This is a genomic window from Pseudomonas sp. WS 5532 (assembly GCF_012985445.1).
Taxonomy (GTDB): Bacteria; Pseudomonadota; Gammaproteobacteria; order Pseudomonadales; family Pseudomonadaceae; genus Aquipseudomonas; species Aquipseudomonas edaphica.
On record NZ_JAAQWK010000009.1, the window covers coordinates 66,885 to 84,288 of the forward strand.

The window sequence follows — 17,404 nt, forward strand, 5'->3', positions numbered from 1 at the left end:
CTCACATCCGAAACGATTCATGAGTGAAGACCGGCCGCGCTCGGATTTCTGCCGGCTGCGCGCCGTCGGACTGAAATTCGCAAACAAACCGATGTAACTCACGGTTGTGGGCACCCAACGCTTTAGTAAGGTCGGAGACTTCTCCCAGACACTGCTCATAAGCATCTGGGCCGTTCCAGAGCTGGGCCGGTAGCACCATGCAGTCCGTTCGGCTAGCGTCCGTGCATATGTAAAGCAGTAGAAATACCGTCATACGCCAACCTCCTGCTGAGCCACGCTCAACGCAATCGCCACCGGCTGCACCCAAATCGACACATTGCTGAGCATGAACGTCTCCTCAGCCTCGGAAAGCAGCAGCGTCATGCCGAACACGTCAGCCATTGCCCTTGCAGCCGCGCGCGGTACCGCGTTGCCGATCCGCTCCCGGTGGTGGCCGTCGTTGGCACCGTCCAGCAAGAAGAACCGCCCCTGCTCGATCTTGCGCACCCGCTGCATCACCTGGATTTCATGGGCGGTCTGCGGATCTGTCGACCAGTGATCCTCTGGATCAAACAGCGATTGCAGCGCGGCTAGCTCCAGTGTGGTGAACGGACGGTGCCAGGTGCCGTCGAGGCTAGTGATCATGCAGGTCAGCCGGTCGTTGGGCGCCGGCATGCGCTGGTCTGCAACTGACCACCGACCGTTGTCGTGGCAGGCACTGGCGGACACGGCGCCGGCCGGGGTGTTGTAGTCGACTACGCCGTAATGCCCGCCTGTCAGGTACGCGTCGCCCTTGGTTCGCGACATGCCCGGGCGCGGATCTGCGATCGATAGCGCGCCGCTTGCAACCTGTTGCGAGCCGGTTACAGTCTTGGCGTTATCGCACCAGGGCGTAATGCGCAGCTTTTGCGTGCTGGCCGCTGGGTGCCAGTTCTTGTAGGCCGGATCGGCCACGGCAAAAGCGCCCTGACCAGTGGTGCTGCCGGCGATCACCGTGCCAGCATGCTTGCTGTAGTCAGTGACCAGATACTTGCCGAACCCCTTTGATGGTTGCCGAGGATCAGCCACCGCTTGCCCACCAGAGCTGGGGCCATGCCCTGCGGTGACGGTGCCAGCCGCTTTGTCGTTGCGCACAACGCGGAACACATTGTTGTGCCTCTCGCCGCCCATGCGCGGGTCCGCGACGCTGAACGTCCCTTGCCCTGGACTGCGCTGGCCGGTGACCACACCGCAGTGACGGTCGTAGGGCAGCACGCCGTATTGGGTGTATTCGAATTTGCTGGTGGGTCGGGGGTCGGCCACCGAGAATTTGCCGTTGGTTGGGCCTGATCGGCCGGCGACTGTGCCCGCAGTATCCTGCCAGTCATGCACTCCCATATAACCAGCACGGCATTCAGGCACGATCACGAAGTCGCGCAAGTATCCGTCCTCAATCGCAAACCGGCTCAGGCTGCGCCAATCCTTCCCTGCTTCCACGAGGGCCAGGCGTACCCACGTTTTCCACTGCAATGCTGGCACTCGGTGCATCGGTCCCGCCTGTTCGATATCACCGGCTAGCGGCATGCGTCTCAGCACATCACCGACAGCGCGCAGGCTGCGTTTTTCAGGTTCATACAAAAACGCTGGAACCTGCTCGACATGCCTGGCCACCAGCAAGAAACGCTTTCGGCTCTGCGCCAACCCACCAATTTCCCCGCAGTCGTGAGTGGTTTCCGCCACTGCGTAGCCGTAATGGCGGAGTAGCTTGGTGATTTGGTCTAGCAGGTACCGGCCACGGGTTGCCAGGCGCGGTACGTTTTCGAACACGATCAACTTCACCGGTTTGTGCTTCCAGGCTTCGCACATCAGCCACACGCACCGCAACGTCAACTCGTTCAGAGCGCGGTACTTGGGTGTCTGGCTCAATGACTCGGAAAGCAGGCCCGATGCGCCTTTACAGGGGCTGCTGATGAACACCGCATCCGGGTCTTCGTTGCCGGCTGCTCGGCGCAAATCCTCGGCGCTGGCCTCTATCCAACCTGCGGGCGGCTGCTGGCCGTGGAAGGCTGTGTATTGTTCGCGTGTGAACAGATCCATCAGCGTGCCAGGCACACCGGTCATCATCTGGAAGTCGCGCAAGCCGGCAGGGTCGACGTCGACGCCGCCCAGGCAGCGCCATTCGGCTTGCACGGTGCCCAGGGCTGGTTTGGAGTCGCAGAAGCCAGCGGCACCGCTGCCGAGGCCACAGCAGAGGTGGAAGTGCGTGAGGGTGTGCCTGATCATGAGCGCCCCTCCCTGAGCACTCGGGTCAATGTATTGGTCTGGCCGTCCGATGTCGGCTTGTCGAGCGGTGATGTGATGCAGCGGCCATTCGCCGATCGCAAAGTGGCGACGTCGCCGACGATTAGTGGGGTTGTGGTAGCCTTTGCAGCGCTGCCTTGGGGTTGATTCACTTGCATGGTGGTTCTCCTTTGGGTGGTAGGTGTCGGGGAGTTGGCGCTCCTCGACACCATCTTTCAGGCCCGTCTGGCCTGGTCTTGCTCAATGATCTTTATGACTTCGTCTCGGTCTTTCGCATAAGCGAAAGGCAGTCCGCCTCCTGGGCGAGTAACGGGGTAGCGCGACTCTGGCAACCGACATTCCGCCACGGTGTAACCGTTGTCGCTGATCCAGCAGTTCTGCTGTACCTGGCCATCTCTGTTTCGTTTTACTGCCCACTTCATGTCTAACCCCTCATAAGTTCCGACCTGGTGTTACGCGCTCTGGAACACCCAGCAGCGCACGGTTAACGGTTTGTTGAACAAGGCATTGCCAACGCTCTGCGAGGCGCGAACCGCGCTGTAAGTGGCTTTGTTGGTTTCCATCAACTTGCGGCTGCGGCTCTCGGTAAGCAGCGAGCGCAAGGTCTTGAGGTCGGCCAGGTTCTGGCGATGAATACTCGCCAGCTCGGCGAATTCGTTGAGGTTGATGGCGATCAACTTGGGGTCGGAGCTGTGGTTGACCTGCGGGCCTTCGCCCAGGCTTTCCAAGTACTCGTAGACTTCCCAGAATTCGGCCACCAGTGGATGGTCGGCGCTGATCGCTGACTGGCGCTCCAACGCCATGATGGTCAGGGCTTGGTGGGTGGTGACCCGCTGGTTTTCGTTCAGCGGGCAGATCAGGCACAGGCAGTCGACCAGGGCCATGATCTGGCTGTGGTTCTTGATGATCCTCTCGACGCGGATGTCCTTGAGCTTGCGCAGCTGTTGCTCGTGTACCAGAACGCGTTCGGCAAATTTCGCCATGATCTGGGCTTCGGTACGCACGGCCATCAGCAGGAAGTGGCTGAGCTGTTCCACTGGAATCAGGTTGAGGTTGTCTGCCGCTGCCCGGCTCTCAGTGGTCACTTCCGGACGAGCAAAGTGAGTTTTGATAATCCGGGTCAAGATGGCTTCAGAGGTGCTGACATCGGCGTTCTGGCTGATGGCAATAGCCCCGCGAAACGGCGGTTCGTAGGTTTCATTACCGCTGGTTTTCATCCCTTTGGTGCCCAGCGTGCCGCCGCCGAAGAAGTCTTTCAGCTCGTCCCAGTCGAAGCCCTTGGCATGCACCTTGTCCGGCTCGTTGCGGTCACCCTCGATCAGCACCACCGGCATGTTGGAAACCTGGCCCATGGCTCGCTGACGGCCTGCACGGGTTGATTTTGAAGGGTCAAAGCCTTCGTATTCACGGCCCAGCAGTTTCCACAGGAACATGAGCAGGGTGGTTTTGCCGGCGCCGGCTTCGCCCGTGACTTCCAAGAAGGGGAACGACTTGTACTGTGCGCGGATCTGCTCGGCGAACAGCGAACCAAACCAGAAGGCTAGGGCGACAATGCCTTTGGCGCCGAAACACAGCCAAAGCATTGGCAGCCAGTCGCTGCGGTATTGCTTAGCGTCACGCTGGATGTGCATTGAGATCGACTTCTGCAGCGTTTTAAGGCGCAGCTTGCCGAACTCGAAAAAGTCTTCTTTGTTGACTTGGCTGATCACGCCGTTGCGTACGGCGAGATCACCGAACACGTATGCACCGTGTTCCTTGCTGTAGCCCACGTAGTCAATGGTCTCCACGGTTTTCAGACCGTAGAGCTGGTCTTTCATGATCTTGTCGAGCTGCTGCCCGCTGCCGGTGAATACCGCGCCGGCTGCCATGCTGAGCAGGCGTTTCTTGAATTCGCTGGCGGCGGCGACCTGGCCACCAGTGAAGGTGTTTTTGACGCTACCGCCGTCGTGGGGGAAGTCCACGCGAAAGTAGTACCAGGACTCGTCGGTAACTTCGTTGCGTTGGAAGTACAGAGCCTGGGGGTAGCAGTTGGCGATTTCGACCACGCCACCGCATTGGCGTAGCGCTTTTTGACGACGTTGCTCGTCATTCAGCAGTTGGTCTTCGTGGCGGGTGGAAGACTCCAGCCCCTGCATGGCCTTGTTGAATTTCTCCAGATCCATCTTGAACCAGTACAAATGGCTGTCGAAACCGAAGTGGAATTCATGACGCTCGCGCCAGTCGTACATCAACACGCCTTTCTCGGCTGCGTTCTCTGCAATCAGTAGGGAGCCGTGGTAGCGCGCAGTGGATAGGTCTTTGCAGGTCTGCTCGGCTCGTTTCTCCGCGTCGTCGATAAAGGTCCAGCGCTGGTGCAGGTCGTTCCAATCGATCTTGCGGCTGTCGGGCTGAGGGATCTGTGCCGCCTCGCAGGCATAGCCCAGTTCGCGTGCCTGGCGCACCCAGCGTTTGGTGTAGCGGTGAGCGCCTGGCTCGTTGTCCAACGCCCAAACCAACTTGGGCAGCTTGCTACCGCGCTGACGGGCGAGCTCTTTCAGTGATTCCTCGGGATAGGCGCCGGATGACATTGCCGAGACCGCCGCAATGCCGTTGTGTACCAGGGCGATGGCGTCAAAGATGCCCTCGACAATCCATAGTTCTTTGACATCCAGCAGCTCGACGCACGGCGGGCACCACCACACGCCACGGGGGCTGTCTCCGGGCTTGAAGCGCGCCTTCATCTTGCCGAAACGATGCGGCCGATCAATCAGTCTTTCCCAGTAGCCGCCTTTATCGAGCGGGAACCGCACGGTGGCGCTACCTTCGTTCAGCTCGTTGGAAAAGTAGGAGTCCTGGGTAAACCAGCCCTGGATAACCTCGAAACGGAAACCCCGAGCAAACTCCAAATAGGCGCGTGCGGTGGCATTGGGGTGCTGTTCGGTGGCCGGTGCGCGGGTACTCCAATCGTTGAATAGATCTTCGTAGAGTTCTTTGACATGCCAGGTTTGGCCGCATTTGCCACGGCCGCAGCGAATGACCATGGGGTTATCGTGGAACGCGAACAGCTCCTTTTTGTTGCAGGCTGGGCACTTGCCTTCCCGCATGTATTTGCCGGCCTTGTGCTTGAACCCATAATCGGATTTCAGGCGATCCAAGACGTCGGCGCGTAATTTGGATTCCATTGTCATCGGGCCTACTTCACTTCGCCGAGGCTGTATTTAAGGGCGCCAATCAGGCGTTTTTTTGCAGCCAACGCAGGGAAAGCAGTCAGCAACGAGCCATGCCGCAAACCCTCGGGGATCATGCGAAAGCGATCGTCATACCAGTGCTCGTTGAACAACACCGAGTACTCAGCGCGCAGGTCCTGCAGCAAGGCTTCGGCTTGGTCGCGGGGCAGTTTTGCGGTGATGGCGATGTCGATTTCCATGGTCCACCTCGGATTGCGGGCAAAGCTCACCCAAACCCATTGGAAGCGGGGCAGGGCGGGGGGCGTCGGGGGTTACAGTGTTACGAGGCGCAGTCGGCGGTTTTCCGGTGCGTTGATGATGCGTTGGTAAATCAGGCTGACCGGCACAGCCCAGGTCATACCGCTGGCCGGGTCGGTGATAACTGCAATGGCACCGTCGCTGGCGTCGACGTCCAGCTGGTGTCGGTCGTTGTTGGATTTGAGTTCGCCATAGGCGCGGCTGATCAGTTTTTCAGCCATGTGCAAAGGAACCTCCAGGCCGCCCACAAGGTGCTGTACCGCGCGACAGAACAACAACTGGTCGTTGCCCAGGTGTTCACCCTGGTGGCGCTGCAGGAAGGACAGGCCAGCGGCTTGCATGGCCGCTTGGTATTCCTGGTAGTCGGTATCGGTAGCTGTATTCATCACGCACCCTCCATTTCCATTTGGTCCAGCAGATCGGGTTGATCATTGGCGGTTTTCATTGCTTGGCGACGAATGACCACGTCCGCAACCGGCAGCTTTACAGCAGGGTTGGGCATGCCGCTGGGGCTCAGTTCGTGGGTCATTTGAAATTCAGCACGCACCGCCCAGCCGCAGGCCTCGTTGGTACATTGCATGTAGGTGATACGCAGAAATATGTGCTGTCCTTCGCTGGTGCGGATACGCATGCGGCCGTGGCAGTGGGGGCAAACCAATTTGTAAGTACTCACCGTTTGGCTCCCTGGCTATGCAGCAGAATGGTGGCAAGCACTTCCGCATGGCGGGCCGACATATAGCGGCGGTGCGCGGCCAGGATCGTTTCGGCTTCACCCTTATCTATTTCGCCGTTCTCCAGTGCCTTAGCGATGAACTGGTCGACCGCGCCGCGTTTGGCGGCTGTCTTCACCGAGCGGCTGTACAACTCGACGTTATCCAGCGTCTCAGGTGCTGCGAGCGGAACGAACATGCCGCCGTACAGCGCCGCAATGTATTCCGGCAGGTGCGTGGTGCCGGCATCCTGCTCCAGCTGGTGGATCTGCTCGTCGCTCAAAGGGCGGCTGCCAGCGTTTTCGTAGATGTGGTTATCGAACTTCTTAAGCTCGTATCCAAGGCGCGCGGCTGCACATTCACGACCGCCTGGGTAGGCGCAGATCACGGCACTCATTACTTGTCGTTTAGTCGCTAGAACTGGGCGTTTCATATTCTGGTTTCTCCCTCGTACCGAACGACTTAGCTTGTTAACTCGCCGTCTTTGATTCCGAGCAGGACGGCTGCGCGATGGGCTTCACCACGCAAACACTTCTTTTGCCCGTTCAAGACCGCGTACACCGTCGAGGGATTGAATTCGTGCCTTTCAGCCCAGTCTTTGGCCGATATTCCAAGCCGTGACAGGCGGTCGCGGGCGTCTTGGCGCGCTTGCTCGATAGGGGATGGGTTCGGCATAGTTCGTTTCGTGTGGTTTCGTGTGATGACAGGAAGAGGTTATTCAATGAGTGTTGAATAGTCAAATCTAAAAGAGGTCGATTTGTTGAATATTGGTGAAAGGCTAAGGGAGGAGCGCGTGCGCTTGGGTTTCAATCAGGCGGATTTCGCCGCGATTGCAGGCGTGGCGAAAACTTCTCAGTTCAACTACGAAAAGGGCGATCGGAGTCCTGATGCTGAATACCTTGCAGCAGTCGCGCAAAGGGGAGTCGACATCCTCTACGTGGTAACCGGGGTGGCGACGCCGCAGGTCGTCGAAGGTTTTACTGCTGTAGAAGACAAGCTGGTAAATCGCTACAGAACGTTGCCCCAGGCAGACCAAGAGGCGATTCATCGGATCGTAGACGCTATGTGGGAGTTATCTTCTAAAGGTAAGGAATAGTCCTACAGCTGCAATCTAAAACGGCCCACTCCAATTCCGCCTTCCCTCCCTAACGCTAATCCGACTATGTAATCAACGGAGTGATGATCATGTCGGATGAAAGCGGATCCAGTGGCAGCCCTAACGATAAGAAAGCCATCGATACCTTCCCGTTAACGGATGACGAGAGGAGGCTCCTTACGTGGTACAGGGATATGTCCCAGCCTGACCGGCGGTACATTCGTCGGGTGGCTGAGGTGCTAATCGGGACGTCAACTTGACATCTTGTTGACGGTCTTCAGCCCAGGCTTCGGCTTGGGCTCCACTGAAAAGCTGGATGCTTAGTTCGCCGAATCGAGTTCGGCGCTTAAGGGATTAAGGGAAGGTGAGAACTTTTTAGCATTCGTTGGTTTTATCGGAATCTCACTAATTGGATAAAAAAAGTGCGACTTGTGTCCTAGACCGGCTTCAGATTGCACTCGGTGTGAAGAACGATTCCCAGCTATGTGAAGTCACAGGCACAAATCGGCCGACTTTGGGTAACTGGCGGTCTAGAAATTCTGTTCCTTACCCATTGTGTGTAAAGGTTGCAGTGGAGTATGGGCTGTCACTCGATTGGGTACTCACTGGCGAAGGATCAATGTTGCGGGGTGTTTCGGCGCCACCTGCCGAACCGCTGACCGCTAATCCACAGGAGGAGGCCATTCTTGAGCTGTTCCGTTCACAGGGAGAGGCTGGTAAGCGGGGAATACAAAGCGCTGCTGAAGAAAAGACACGCTTAATGGATGTTGAGCAACGCCTCAAGGATTTGACCCAGGCCCTTGCCGATACCAAACTGCCAGCATAATCTGTACTCATTAAGAACGGATCAGTCAGGCAAGGGCGCCGATGATCCACTCGTCAAAGCCCGATTACAGGGATTACGAGTCTGCCGAATCGACATAGGGACGTGATCTATGCACAGCGCCACGGCCTTCTCGATATGTTTTCCTCCCATTTATGCCTTCGATGGTAAGGCCGAAAAAATAAACGGCGCTTTATCCATCATTAAATTAATTAGCTAGGGCGCAGCAGAATTATGGAAATTACTGAATCGATTATTCATGGGGTTCTTAAAGCTCGTGAAACTAACGGTGATGATGCGGTAACAATAAAGCCGCGTGGTGTTGTACTGCCTATTGATGCGCGCCTTGATACCTTGGGGGGCGAAGTTTTAACCCTTTACACGCGATTAAGTAACGGGTACGGGACATTTGGTGATAATGCGTTAATTCATCAGTTTCCCGTTCTCATGAAAAGATATATCGATCAGGAAATAGATCTCGTCGAATTTAGTCGGGGCGTGTGTTCTCTAATATCTGTTCCTATGCAAGAGCAGTGGATGGCTACAACGACCTGGCCGCTTTTTGTTCGATATCATAATCAGGGCAGAGATTGGCTTCTTATAGCAATGTTGAAGCTTAAGGAAGGTGTAGGCATTGATGAAGCGACTCTTGATTTGAATGACTCCTTGTCATTTGACGTTAGCCATTTGTACGAGGCAGCACGGATTGATATTCAAAAGTGGCAAAATAATGAGCAGCCATATCTTTCGTTTATAAAAAGACGGGCGGCTGATGCGGATGTCACTAAGTATTTTCGAGTAGCATTGGCGTGTACTGAGTATACTGATGCTCGACATAATACAGAGGTGACGGTCGCAGCGCTGAACGATTATTTTGAAAGTCAGGGTTGGGAGCCACTGAAAAGGCAAGTCGCCACTGATCGCCTATATGCTCATTGTGTTGAAAAAAAAGCCAATGATGAGCCAGTAAATTTGGTGGCATTGTCTGCAATCATAAACGATCAAGCTCCTGAGTCGTTCATAAATTTCATAAGAGATAATGAATACGAGGTGAGCGAGGTTTTTTCACCCAATCCTGCTACTTACAAAAAGTTAATGAGAGTTAGTAGACGGTTTGGTAGTGTTAGTGTAAGCTTTGATGTTAATGATCTTCGGAATGAAACTGTTTATTATGATCCGGAGTTGCAAGGTTTAGTTATAATGAATCCTCCAGCAGACTTGCTCGCTGAGATGGATAAGGCTCTCGGTGCTCAAAATGCTGCCAACGACGAAGATTGAGCTAGCTGTCGCGGTTTACAAGCTGCTGGAAGATCGCACGATCGAGCAAGGCCGTTTGAGGGGTAGTCTTCCTGAAGAAGTATTTGAAGAGGCCTCTACGAAGTTGGAGCAGTTTGGAATGCTCCAAAGTTCGTCCTCTGTTAACAGAGAGGTGTTTTTTATGCCTCCTCTGGAGCAGAATGCTTTTTTTGCTTTCTCGTTAGAAGACTTGCTTGCTACTAGTCAGCGCCGTCAGTCTGTACCAGCCAAATTTTATTTGGCTGATGTCGACTATTTGTTTGATGGTGATTATGATGTCGCCCCTCAAATAGTGCGTTCGTATGTTGATGCTGTTACGTTGATAGGGTTATTTTCTCCTCCGTTAGCTGATCACGTCGTTCCTAAAGGCGCTGCGAAGTTAATTTTCTTTCATGGGGAAAAAATTGAGCTGTTCCTTGAATATAGTCGAGAGGAAATGTCTTGTCTGAGTGGGGTCGCAGAGTTTGCTCAGGAGTATATGAATACAGAAACTCACGTGGAGCAAAAACGTACTATTGTTAAATCTATACTTCTGGAGATGAAGAAGGAGGTTGGTGGCGAAAAGTTTCATGTGGGCCTGATTATGTCTAGGTTTGAAGAGTTTGCGCGGCGTGTATCATCCAGCTATCAGTTATATGTTTCGGAGTTTTCTTTCCAGAAAATAAAGGCCGAGGTCGAAAAGAGCAAGTTTGAAGCGCTGTCTAAAATTAATAAGGTTTTCTCTGATATACAGAATCAGCTTCTTGCGATTCCAGTCGCATTGGTTGTTGTGTGCGGTCAAATGGAAGTGGTTAACGGGTTCTCTTTAAAGAATTTTTTTATTCTTGTGAGTTCGCTTATTTTTGCAATTTTCATGTTGTTTTTGATATTGAATCAAAGAAATACCCTGTCCACTATTTTTCTTGAGATGACCGCGGAATGGGATTTGATTAAAGGAAAGCATAATGCGGTAAAATTAAAATTCGATGCGCCTTACAAGTTGCTTCGTAGTAGATATCGGTATCAGGCTATATTGTTAGAGGTAGTCGGCTTGGTTGTACTCGTTTCCTTCGGTGTCGCAATTGGTATGTTTTTTTATTATTCTGAGATGGAAGCTGTGCCGTGGGCGGCAATTACTTGGACGTCTATCACTATCGTGTCTTACGTTGTGTTTAGAGCTGTTTCACTTTTTTGTGATCCTTCTTTGAGAGAAGAGTGCGACAACAAAACTGGATGTGCGTAGTTAACTGCGCAATTTCCCCCACTCCCGATCCACCGCCCGTTTCGCCGTATGCTGGTTTGAATACAACCACTTCAAACGTCTCGGCTTGGTCGGATCCCCCGCAGTCACTGTCTTTTCCCTCCCTGTTTTCGGATCGCGGTAGTAAGCGATGATCCCCGTGTAATCCCCCTCGCTTTCCTCCACCAGATCTTCAACCCCATCCTCGGGCAATTTGCTCTCCAGTTCCAAGCTCAAGGTGTACCCGCCGTCCGCGCTGAGGCTGTGTTGCACGTTACCGCCGTACCAGACGATCTCGTCGATTTCCGCCTTCACGCCTTGGAGCGTGTACGTCAGTTCGGGTATCAGATCCGGCCTGCCCCTGGCCAGGATGTAGGCGAGGGTGGCGCTGCCGCGCTGCAGGCGACGGAACTCGGCTCGGGCGGCGCGCAGGGCAGACTGCTGGTCGCTGTAGGTATGGCGCAGGTCTTTGAGGTTGTCACCGCCACCTGCAATCGCCTCCTGTTTTTTGGCACTGTTCACGTCGTAGAAGTACGCCCGCACACCGTCATAGCTATCGCGGTCGGCTTGCAGGTAGCGGTGCTGGTCGCCGTCGGCGCGGGTGAGGGTGATGTGCGGCAGATCGAGGCCGCTGGCGGTCTTGCCACCGCCCGCAGGAAGGCACAACAAGCAGCCGGCTTTGACGCTGGCCACCGCGTCGAATTCTTCGCCCAGGCGGGTGATCAGGTTGGCGTCGGATTCGTTGGCTTGGTCGAGTTGCAGGATGGGTAATCCGCCGAGGGTTTCAGCGACGGTTGTGGTTAGGCCGTTACCCGTGGCGATATCGGCCAAGACCGCGCCAAGAGTGGTGTTGCTCCAGCTGCGCTCACGTTTGGTTTTAAGACCCTTGCGCAAGTCGGCCGATCGGGCGCGGATACTGAGTACGTCCGGCGCGCCGCTGTGTTCGGTTTCGTCGACGGTGTAGGTGCCTTTGTCTACCAGGCCGGTATCGCTCCAGCCGAGCCACATCCGCAGCACTGCACCTTTGGGTGGGATTGACAGTAGGCCATCGTGGTCGCTGAGCGTGATGCTGAGTTGGTCAGCCTCGACGCCGCGGTTGTCGGTCAGCTCCAGGTTCATCAGGCGTGGGCTGATCAGTTGGGCGATGTCCCGGCCGTCGACGGTGAGCCGAAAGGTCGGCACGGGGTAGGCGGCATCACGGACGTAGCGCTCTGTCGTGTTGCGCACATAGCCAGTAACTTCGGAGATATTGGACTCGATCACAGCAGGCCTCGCAGGATGTTGACGCCGATGTGGGTACCCGCGCCGAGCAAGTCGATGCGGTCATCGTCGATACGCTTGAGGCTCAGAGTGAATTCAATGCGCCTTGCAGTACCGTCGGGAAAAAAGATGGTCTTGTTCTCGCTCAAACTGTCGATTACCCACAGACCGTAAATCCGCCCTGTGCCCTCCACCATGGGCCAGGCCTTGCCGGTGTTTGCCATCAGGCGCAAGGCGTCGAGGCTGAGGGCGGTGCCGGCCAGTTCGGGGAGGATGATGCCGGGAAGGGTGATGCTGTCTTCGCCGCGTCCCACGAACTGTCGTGCAGGGGCGGCGCCGACGCGGTTGTTGCTGGCGTGGCGCCAATCGGTTTGGCGTTGCAGCTCCTGGTAGGCGGCGGTTCTGAGGCTGAACACGAACATGCCGAGGGCCATCATCATGGTGGTTATTCCAGGTCAGAAAGTTTGCTGCGCTGGCGCGCCTTCTTTTCGTTTTCGATGCGGGCAAGCATGGTGCGGATGCTCTTTTCCAGGCTTTGCAGGTCGGTGCCAGGCCCAGCGGTGATGGTGAATTGGTAGGTGTCGTGGCTGTCGTAAACGGCTGCAGCGGGAGCACTGCTGATCGGGGGCGTGTTGTCCACAGCAATCGCTGGCATCGCGGCGGCACCCAGGGCCAGGGTGCCGGCGGCTGTCAGCTGTTTACTCATGCTGGTCAGCACGGCCAGCGGGCCTTTCTGGCCGCCTTCCAGTCCTTGCGTCAAGCCTGCCATCGTGAACCCGCCCAGCTCGGCGAACACCCGAGATGGGCTGTGTATGCCGAGCTTTTCCTTGAACCAACCGATGGTCGAGTCGCTGATGCGGCCCATGGTGTCCTTGAGCAGCCCCAAACCGCTGGTCAATCCATTGATCAAGCCGTCGATGATCATGCCCCCGAACTCGGTAAAGCGACCTGGCAAGTCCACACCCAGGTAACTCATGACCCCGGCAAAGGCCTGGTAGACCAGGCCGAGAGGGCTGAAGTTGGTGAGTACAGTGAGGATGCCTTTGACGCCACCGCTGAACCCAGCCTTGATTTCGTCCCAGGCGCTGCTGAAGTAGGTTTTCACCGCGTCCCAGTTTTTGTAGATCAGGTAGGCGGCGCCGGCAATGGCAGTAATGGCCAGGCCTATGGGGTTGAGTAGCAAGGCACGGCCCAATAGAAACAAAGCCTTGGCGACAAAGGGCAGGACGGTTTTGCCGAGGTTCCACAGCAGGCTGATCAAGCCCGGCAGGCGAACACCCAACTGAGCAAACATAAACCGCAGGGCCAAAAACGGTAATAGAACACTGGCGACTGTCACCATCAGGCTGCCCACCGCCACCATCAGCGCTGCAATGATTGCCGCAGTTTTGACCAGACCTGCACTCAGCAAGGGATTTTCCTTCGCCCAGGCTTTGATCCCTCTAACGACGCTGATGACCGACTGAACCAGCTCCCGTAGTGGCCCGTTCTGTTGCTTCCCCAACTCGATTCCGAAGTCGGCCCAGGCACTACTGAGGGCCGTCAGGTCACCCTTGAGGTTGTCGGACATGACGTCGGCAGTTTTCTTGGCTTCCCCTTGGGTTTCTCGCAGCGTGGCAATCAGTTTTTGCAGCTCCCCGATCCCGGCCTGGTCCACCAGTTGCGCCATACCCTTGACCGCTTCTTCGCCGGCAAGCGCCTTGAACAAACCCCCTTTTTTGGCCGTGCCCATGGCTTGGGTTTTATCGTAGATCTCTTTGAGCAAATCGGGCATCGGCCGAAGGTTGCCCTGGGCATCTGCGGTTTGGATCTGCAGTTCTTCCAGGGCTTTACGTGCGGCCTTCGGTGGCGCGGCCAGTCGGTTCATGATGGTGCTGAGTGCGGTGCCGCCCATGCTGCCCTGAAGGCCCGCGTCCCCCAGTTTTCCTGCCATTGCGGCGGCAACCTCCAGCTCAACACCGTAGGTTTTTGCCATGGGCGCTGCATATTTCATCGTGTCGCCAAGCATCTGCAGGTTTGTATTGGAGCGGGTGAACGTGCCTACCAGCACATCACCGAGTCGCCCCATCTGATCGGCCTGCATACCCAGGCCCGACATGATGTTCGACGCGATGTCGGCGGTCTGTGCCAGGTCTGCGCCACCTGCTGCTGCCAAATCAAGCATGCCGGGCATGGCGGCTTTGATCGCCTTCGGATCGAACCCCGCCATACCCAGGTAACCCTGAGCGTCTGCTGCTTGCACAGCGGTGAATCGGGTGGATCCACCCAATTCCCGCGCCTGCTCGCGCAGGGCTTTCATCTGTCCGTCGTTTTTGTCCAATCGGCTGATAGCTTGGACGCGGCTCATGCTGGCGTCGAACTCCACACTGGGCGCTATAAAACGAGCGCCTGCATAAAGCGCACCCCCACCGCTGGCAGCAGTCATCGCGCCATTGCCGGCCATGGTTTGGGTGAGTTGTCTTTGCTTGTCGTATTTTGCCCGTGCGCTTGCCAGGGCGGCTTGTCGCTTTCCAACGGCGGTGAGGCGGTCGCGCTGCGTGCTGAGCGAGCGGTTGACCGCGTCGACTTGTGTTTTCAAGCGCGCCTCATGTTCGCCCAGCTTGCCGGTCGCGATGCCGGCTTCCCTTAGCTTGACCATATGCGGCGTCAGCCCCTTGCGCTGCGCCTGCAGTTTGGTGGTGAGGTCTCGCACGGCCTCATGGGCTTTTCGCAGGTCATTTTTGAATTTGCCTGAGGCGGCGTTGCCGCTGGTGTTCATCGTCGCTTTCAACTGGCGCAGTTTTTCCTGCGCGGTATTGAGCCTTTCTGATGTCGTCGCGATAGCGCCTTGTTGTTTTTTGAAGGATGCAATATTGGACTGTTGATCCTTCAGACCTTTGAGCTGATCACGGGCCGCTTTCAATGCTCTCGCGGTGTCAGTGCTTCCCGCTGTGATGCGCCGGAGCGGTGCGGTGGCCCTGTCGATGGTACTGAGCAGTACCCGTAGCCGCAGATCATTTGCCATCAATAGAACTCCGCACCCTGGCGCGTTCGCGCCACTCCATCAGTTCATGCAAGCCCAACTGATCCATGTCAGCCGGAGCCCAGTGAAAAACCACAGCCAGGTCGGCCATGGCGTCTTCTACGCAACGAGGGATGCGTCCTTCTTCATCGATTTCTGTAGCAAAAAACCAGACACCTTGGCGCCGAGTGCGAACAAGTCGGCAGGGTCCATCGACGTGACTTCTACGGCGGTGAGGGTAGGGTTGCTGATGCGCGGCACCACCTTGACCAAGCTGTCGACGTCGATCTGCAACAGATCGGACAGGCTCACGCCGCGTAGCTCGCCCGAGTTGGGTTTGCGCAGGGTGATGCTATCGATGGTGGTGGTACCTCGACGTATCGGCGTGTCGAGAATGACGGTGTTGTCGTCGGCGAGTGGTTGCACTTCTGGTTGTTCAGTCGTTGCGGTTTTCATGGAAAAGCTCCTGATGATGAACGTATGCGGTTAGCGATCGAGGTCGAGTATCAGAGGCCGATGGCAGTGCGCTGTTTCTCCAGCATGTCGACGCCGCCGACGTTCTCGATGAAGTTGAGCAGGTCGATTTCGATGATGTCTTCGTTGTCGACTGTCAGCTTGTAGTAGCTGCAGGTGGTGGTAATGGAGTGTTCAGTGTCTTCACCTGGTTGGGCGTCGCCCATTTCGATGGTCTCGTGGCGGCCGCGCACGGAGATTTCCACGGCGCTGACTTCTTCGGTGTCATCTCGTTGGAAGGCACCCGCGAAGCGCAACGCCACACCGGAAGCATTTACCGCTCCGAACTGCTTGAGCACGATCAGGTCCAGCCCACCGAGTTTCCATTCCAGCTGGATACCGTCGTCGGACATACCCAGGTCAGCCTTTACCGGGCCGTTCATGCCGGCGGCGCGATAGGCTTCCATCTTTCGCCCCAGGGAGGGCAATGTGACGGTCTTGGCTACACCGGCGTAGCTGTTGCCGTCGTTGAACATATTCATGTTTTTGAGTTTGCGGGGCAGGGCCATGGCGGTGTCCTCTGAGGTTATGGCACGCGGTTAACTCCCCTCGCGGGGAGGTCCGATTCAGGCGTTGACGGCGTTGGCGAACTGCATCAGGTAGCGGTCGGTGATGCGCTGGCGCAGGGTGAGGTCTTCCAGGGGCGGCACAGGGGTGTAGTCGTAGTCGATCGTCAGCTTGCCGGCCTTGAGGGTGTCCTTGTCGTTGATATCTTCCGGGTACCAGCAACTACCGCCGATCAGGTAGCCCTGGGCAACCAACTCGCGGAACTTGGCATTGATACCGCCGATGATGTCTTTGACCAGGGACGCATGCATGGGCTTGTCCATGGCCCACATTTGAGCCTCGGCCATGGTGTCGGCGAGAATTTGGGCGGTGCGGGTGTAGTTTTCGAAGGCGAACAACGGATCGTCGCTGCAGGTGCGGCTACCCCAGAAGCGGAAGCCGCTTTCGTTGATGAGGGTGGTGACGTCATTGCTGTTGAGGTAGTTGGCGTCGGTGGCCGGGTTTTGCAGATCCCAAAATACGTCGGCGCTGATGCCGGTCACGCCGTTGACGGCGACGTTGGAGAGGGTCTTGTGCCAGCCGGTTTCCTGATCGATCTTGGCACGTAGGCCCAGCGCCCTAGCCACTGCCGACGCGTTGGTTGTTTTGTCGGTGACGGTGTCCCAGCTCTGAAACTCCGGCCAGATCAGCATGGCTTCGCGGGCGCCGAAGTTCTCGCGGTAGGCGACCACCTCTTCCTTGGTTTTGCAGCCGAATGCACTGAGGTAGGCAAACGCGCGCAGGTCTTTGGCGATCGATACCAGGGCGGTGGCCACCTGCAGGCTGTCTAGGCCTGGTACGCCGAGAATGCGCGGCGTCATGCCCACGCGGGCCTTGGCGGCGAGCAACGCTTTCATACCGGTGTACTGGCCGGTCGGGGTGGTAGTACCGATCAGGGCGCTGGTGGTGGAGGCTTCGTCTTCGCCTTCCTTGACCCTTACCACGATGGTGTAGGGCTTAGTCTGGTCGGCGATGGCTTGCAGGCTTGGGGCCAAGGTGCCTTTCGCACCAGCCTTGGCGATGGCGCTTTGTACGTTGGTCAGCAATACAGGCGTGTCGAACGGGAATGCGATCGGGTCTGCGTCGTCACCCGTGCAAACCATGCCGATAACGGCGGTGGGGATGGTGCGAATGGGGCGGGTGCCGTCGTTGAGTTCGAGGACCCGCACGCCGTGGAGATAATCGGCCATGGGTTGTGCCTGTGCTGTGATGGATGA

18 protein-coding genes are annotated in these 17,404 nt (G+C 56.6%); 4 read left to right on the top strand and 14 right to left on the bottom strand.

Features of this window, described 5'->3' with window-relative positions; all coding sequences use genetic code 11:
* Positions 1–249 precede the first annotated feature (249 nt).
* The 7 genes from HBO23_RS16830 to HBO23_RS16860 all read right to left on the bottom strand — a co-directional run bounded on the left by HBO23_RS16830 (position 250) and on the right by HBO23_RS16860 (position 7,108).
* Entirely contained in the window at positions 250–2,241 is a 1,992-nt protein-coding gene (locus HBO23_RS16830; protein WP_170038831.1) for a DNA cytosine methyltransferase, read from the bottom strand.
* 470 nt (positions 2,242–2,711) lie between these two features.
* Positions 2,712–5,426 (bottom strand): toprim domain-containing protein, encoded by a 2,715-nt coding sequence (locus HBO23_RS16835; protein WP_170038833.1) that lies wholly within the window; start codon positions 5,424–5,426, stop codon positions 2,712–2,714.
* Positions 5,427–5,431: 5 nt separating this feature from the next.
* Entirely contained in the window at positions 5,432–5,665 is a 234-nt protein-coding gene (locus HBO23_RS16840; RefSeq protein ID WP_170038835.1) for a hypothetical protein, read from the bottom strand.
* 72 nt (positions 5,666–5,737) lie between these two features.
* The gene (locus tag HBO23_RS16845) at positions 5,738–6,109 is read right to left on the bottom strand and encodes a hypothetical protein (RefSeq protein ID WP_170038837.1); all 372 of its coding nucleotides are present in this window, start codon (positions 6,107–6,109) and stop codon (positions 5,738–5,740) included.
* Positions 6,109–6,396, bottom strand: coding sequence for an ogr/Delta-like zinc finger family protein (locus HBO23_RS16850; RefSeq protein ID WP_170038839.1), 288 nt, complete (start codon positions 6,394–6,396; stop codon positions 6,109–6,111). Before HBO23_RS16850 ends, HBO23_RS16845 begins: the two co-directional genes overlap by 1 nt.
* Positions 6,393–6,866, bottom strand: coding sequence for a YmfL family putative regulatory protein (locus tag HBO23_RS16855; RefSeq protein WP_170038841.1), 474 nt, complete (start codon positions 6,864–6,866; stop codon positions 6,393–6,395). The genes HBO23_RS16850 and HBO23_RS16855 overlap by 4 nt, the downstream gene beginning before the upstream one ends.
* A 29-nt stretch (positions 6,867–6,895) precedes the next feature.
* Positions 6,896–7,108, bottom strand: coding sequence for a DNA-binding protein (locus tag HBO23_RS16860; protein ID WP_141064550.1), 213 nt, complete (start codon positions 7,106–7,108; stop codon positions 6,896–6,898).
* An 85-nt stretch (positions 7,109–7,193) separates the two neighbouring features.
* Here HBO23_RS16860 and HBO23_RS16865 point away from each other — a divergent pair, with 85 nt between their 5' ends.
* The 4 genes from HBO23_RS16865 to HBO23_RS16880 all read left to right on the top strand — a co-directional run bounded on the left by HBO23_RS16865 (position 7,194) and on the right by HBO23_RS16880 (position 10,870).
* Positions 7,194–7,529: a helix-turn-helix transcriptional regulator gene (locus HBO23_RS16865; RefSeq protein ID WP_170038843.1), complete on the top strand. Its 336-nt coding sequence runs from the start codon at positions 7,194–7,196 to the stop codon at positions 7,527–7,529.
* Between the two features lie 409 nt (positions 7,530–7,938).
* Complete coding sequence (locus HBO23_RS16870; protein ID WP_170038845.1) at positions 7,939–8,355, top strand: helix-turn-helix domain-containing protein; 417 nt, start codon at positions 7,939–7,941, stop codon at positions 8,353–8,355.
* Positions 8,356–8,586: 231 nt separating this feature from the next.
* A complete protein-coding gene (locus tag HBO23_RS16875; protein WP_170038847.1) occupies positions 8,587–9,630 on the top strand; it encodes a nucleoid-associated protein in 1,044 nt (347 codons plus the stop codon).
* Positions 9,599–10,870, top strand: a complete 1,272-nt coding sequence (locus HBO23_RS16880) for a hypothetical protein (RefSeq protein WP_170038849.1) — start codon at positions 9,599–9,601, stop codon at positions 10,868–10,870. The genes HBO23_RS16875 and HBO23_RS16880 overlap by 32 nt, the downstream gene beginning before the upstream one ends.
* On the opposite strand, the gene HBO23_RS16885 is transcribed toward HBO23_RS16880, so the two are convergent.
* Genes HBO23_RS16885 through HBO23_RS16915 form a run of 7 tightly spaced genes read right to left on the bottom strand, consistent with a single transcriptional unit; the run spans position 10,871 to position 17,377 of the window.
* On the bottom strand, positions 10,871–12,130 hold the full coding sequence (locus HBO23_RS16885) for a phage late control D family protein (RefSeq protein ID WP_170038851.1): 1,260 nt from the start codon (positions 12,128–12,130) through the stop codon (positions 10,871–10,873).
* The gene (locus HBO23_RS16890; RefSeq protein WP_170038853.1) at positions 12,127–12,567 is read right to left on the bottom strand and encodes a phage tail protein; all 441 of its coding nucleotides are present in this window, start codon (positions 12,565–12,567) and stop codon (positions 12,127–12,129) included. Before HBO23_RS16890 ends, HBO23_RS16885 begins: the two co-directional genes overlap by 4 nt.
* Positions 12,568–12,572: 5 nt before the next feature.
* Positions 12,573–15,131 carry a phage tail tape measure protein gene (locus tag HBO23_RS16895; RefSeq protein ID WP_170038855.1) on the bottom strand — a complete coding sequence of 853 codons (2,559 nt, stop codon included), beginning with the start codon at positions 15,129–15,131 and terminating at the stop codon, positions 12,573–12,575.
* Positions 15,121–15,240: a GpE family phage tail protein gene (locus HBO23_RS16900; protein ID WP_170038857.1), complete on the bottom strand. Its 120-nt coding sequence runs from the start codon at positions 15,238–15,240 to the stop codon at positions 15,121–15,123. The genes HBO23_RS16895 and HBO23_RS16900 overlap by 11 nt, the downstream gene beginning before the upstream one ends.
* An 8-nt stretch (positions 15,241–15,248) precedes the next feature.
* On the bottom strand, positions 15,249–15,584 hold the full coding sequence (locus HBO23_RS16905) for a phage tail assembly protein (RefSeq protein ID WP_170038859.1): 336 nt from the start codon (positions 15,582–15,584) through the stop codon (positions 15,249–15,251).
* Between the two features lie 50 nt (positions 15,585–15,634).
* Positions 15,635–16,150, bottom strand: a complete 516-nt coding sequence (locus HBO23_RS16910; protein WP_170038861.1) for a phage major tail tube protein — start codon at positions 16,148–16,150, stop codon at positions 15,635–15,637.
* A gap of 57 nt (positions 16,151–16,207) precedes the next feature.
* Positions 16,208–17,377: a phage tail sheath protein gene (locus tag HBO23_RS16915; protein WP_170038863.1), complete on the bottom strand. Its 1,170-nt coding sequence runs from the start codon at positions 17,375–17,377 to the stop codon at positions 16,208–16,210.
* Positions 17,378–17,404 lie beyond the last annotated feature (27 nt).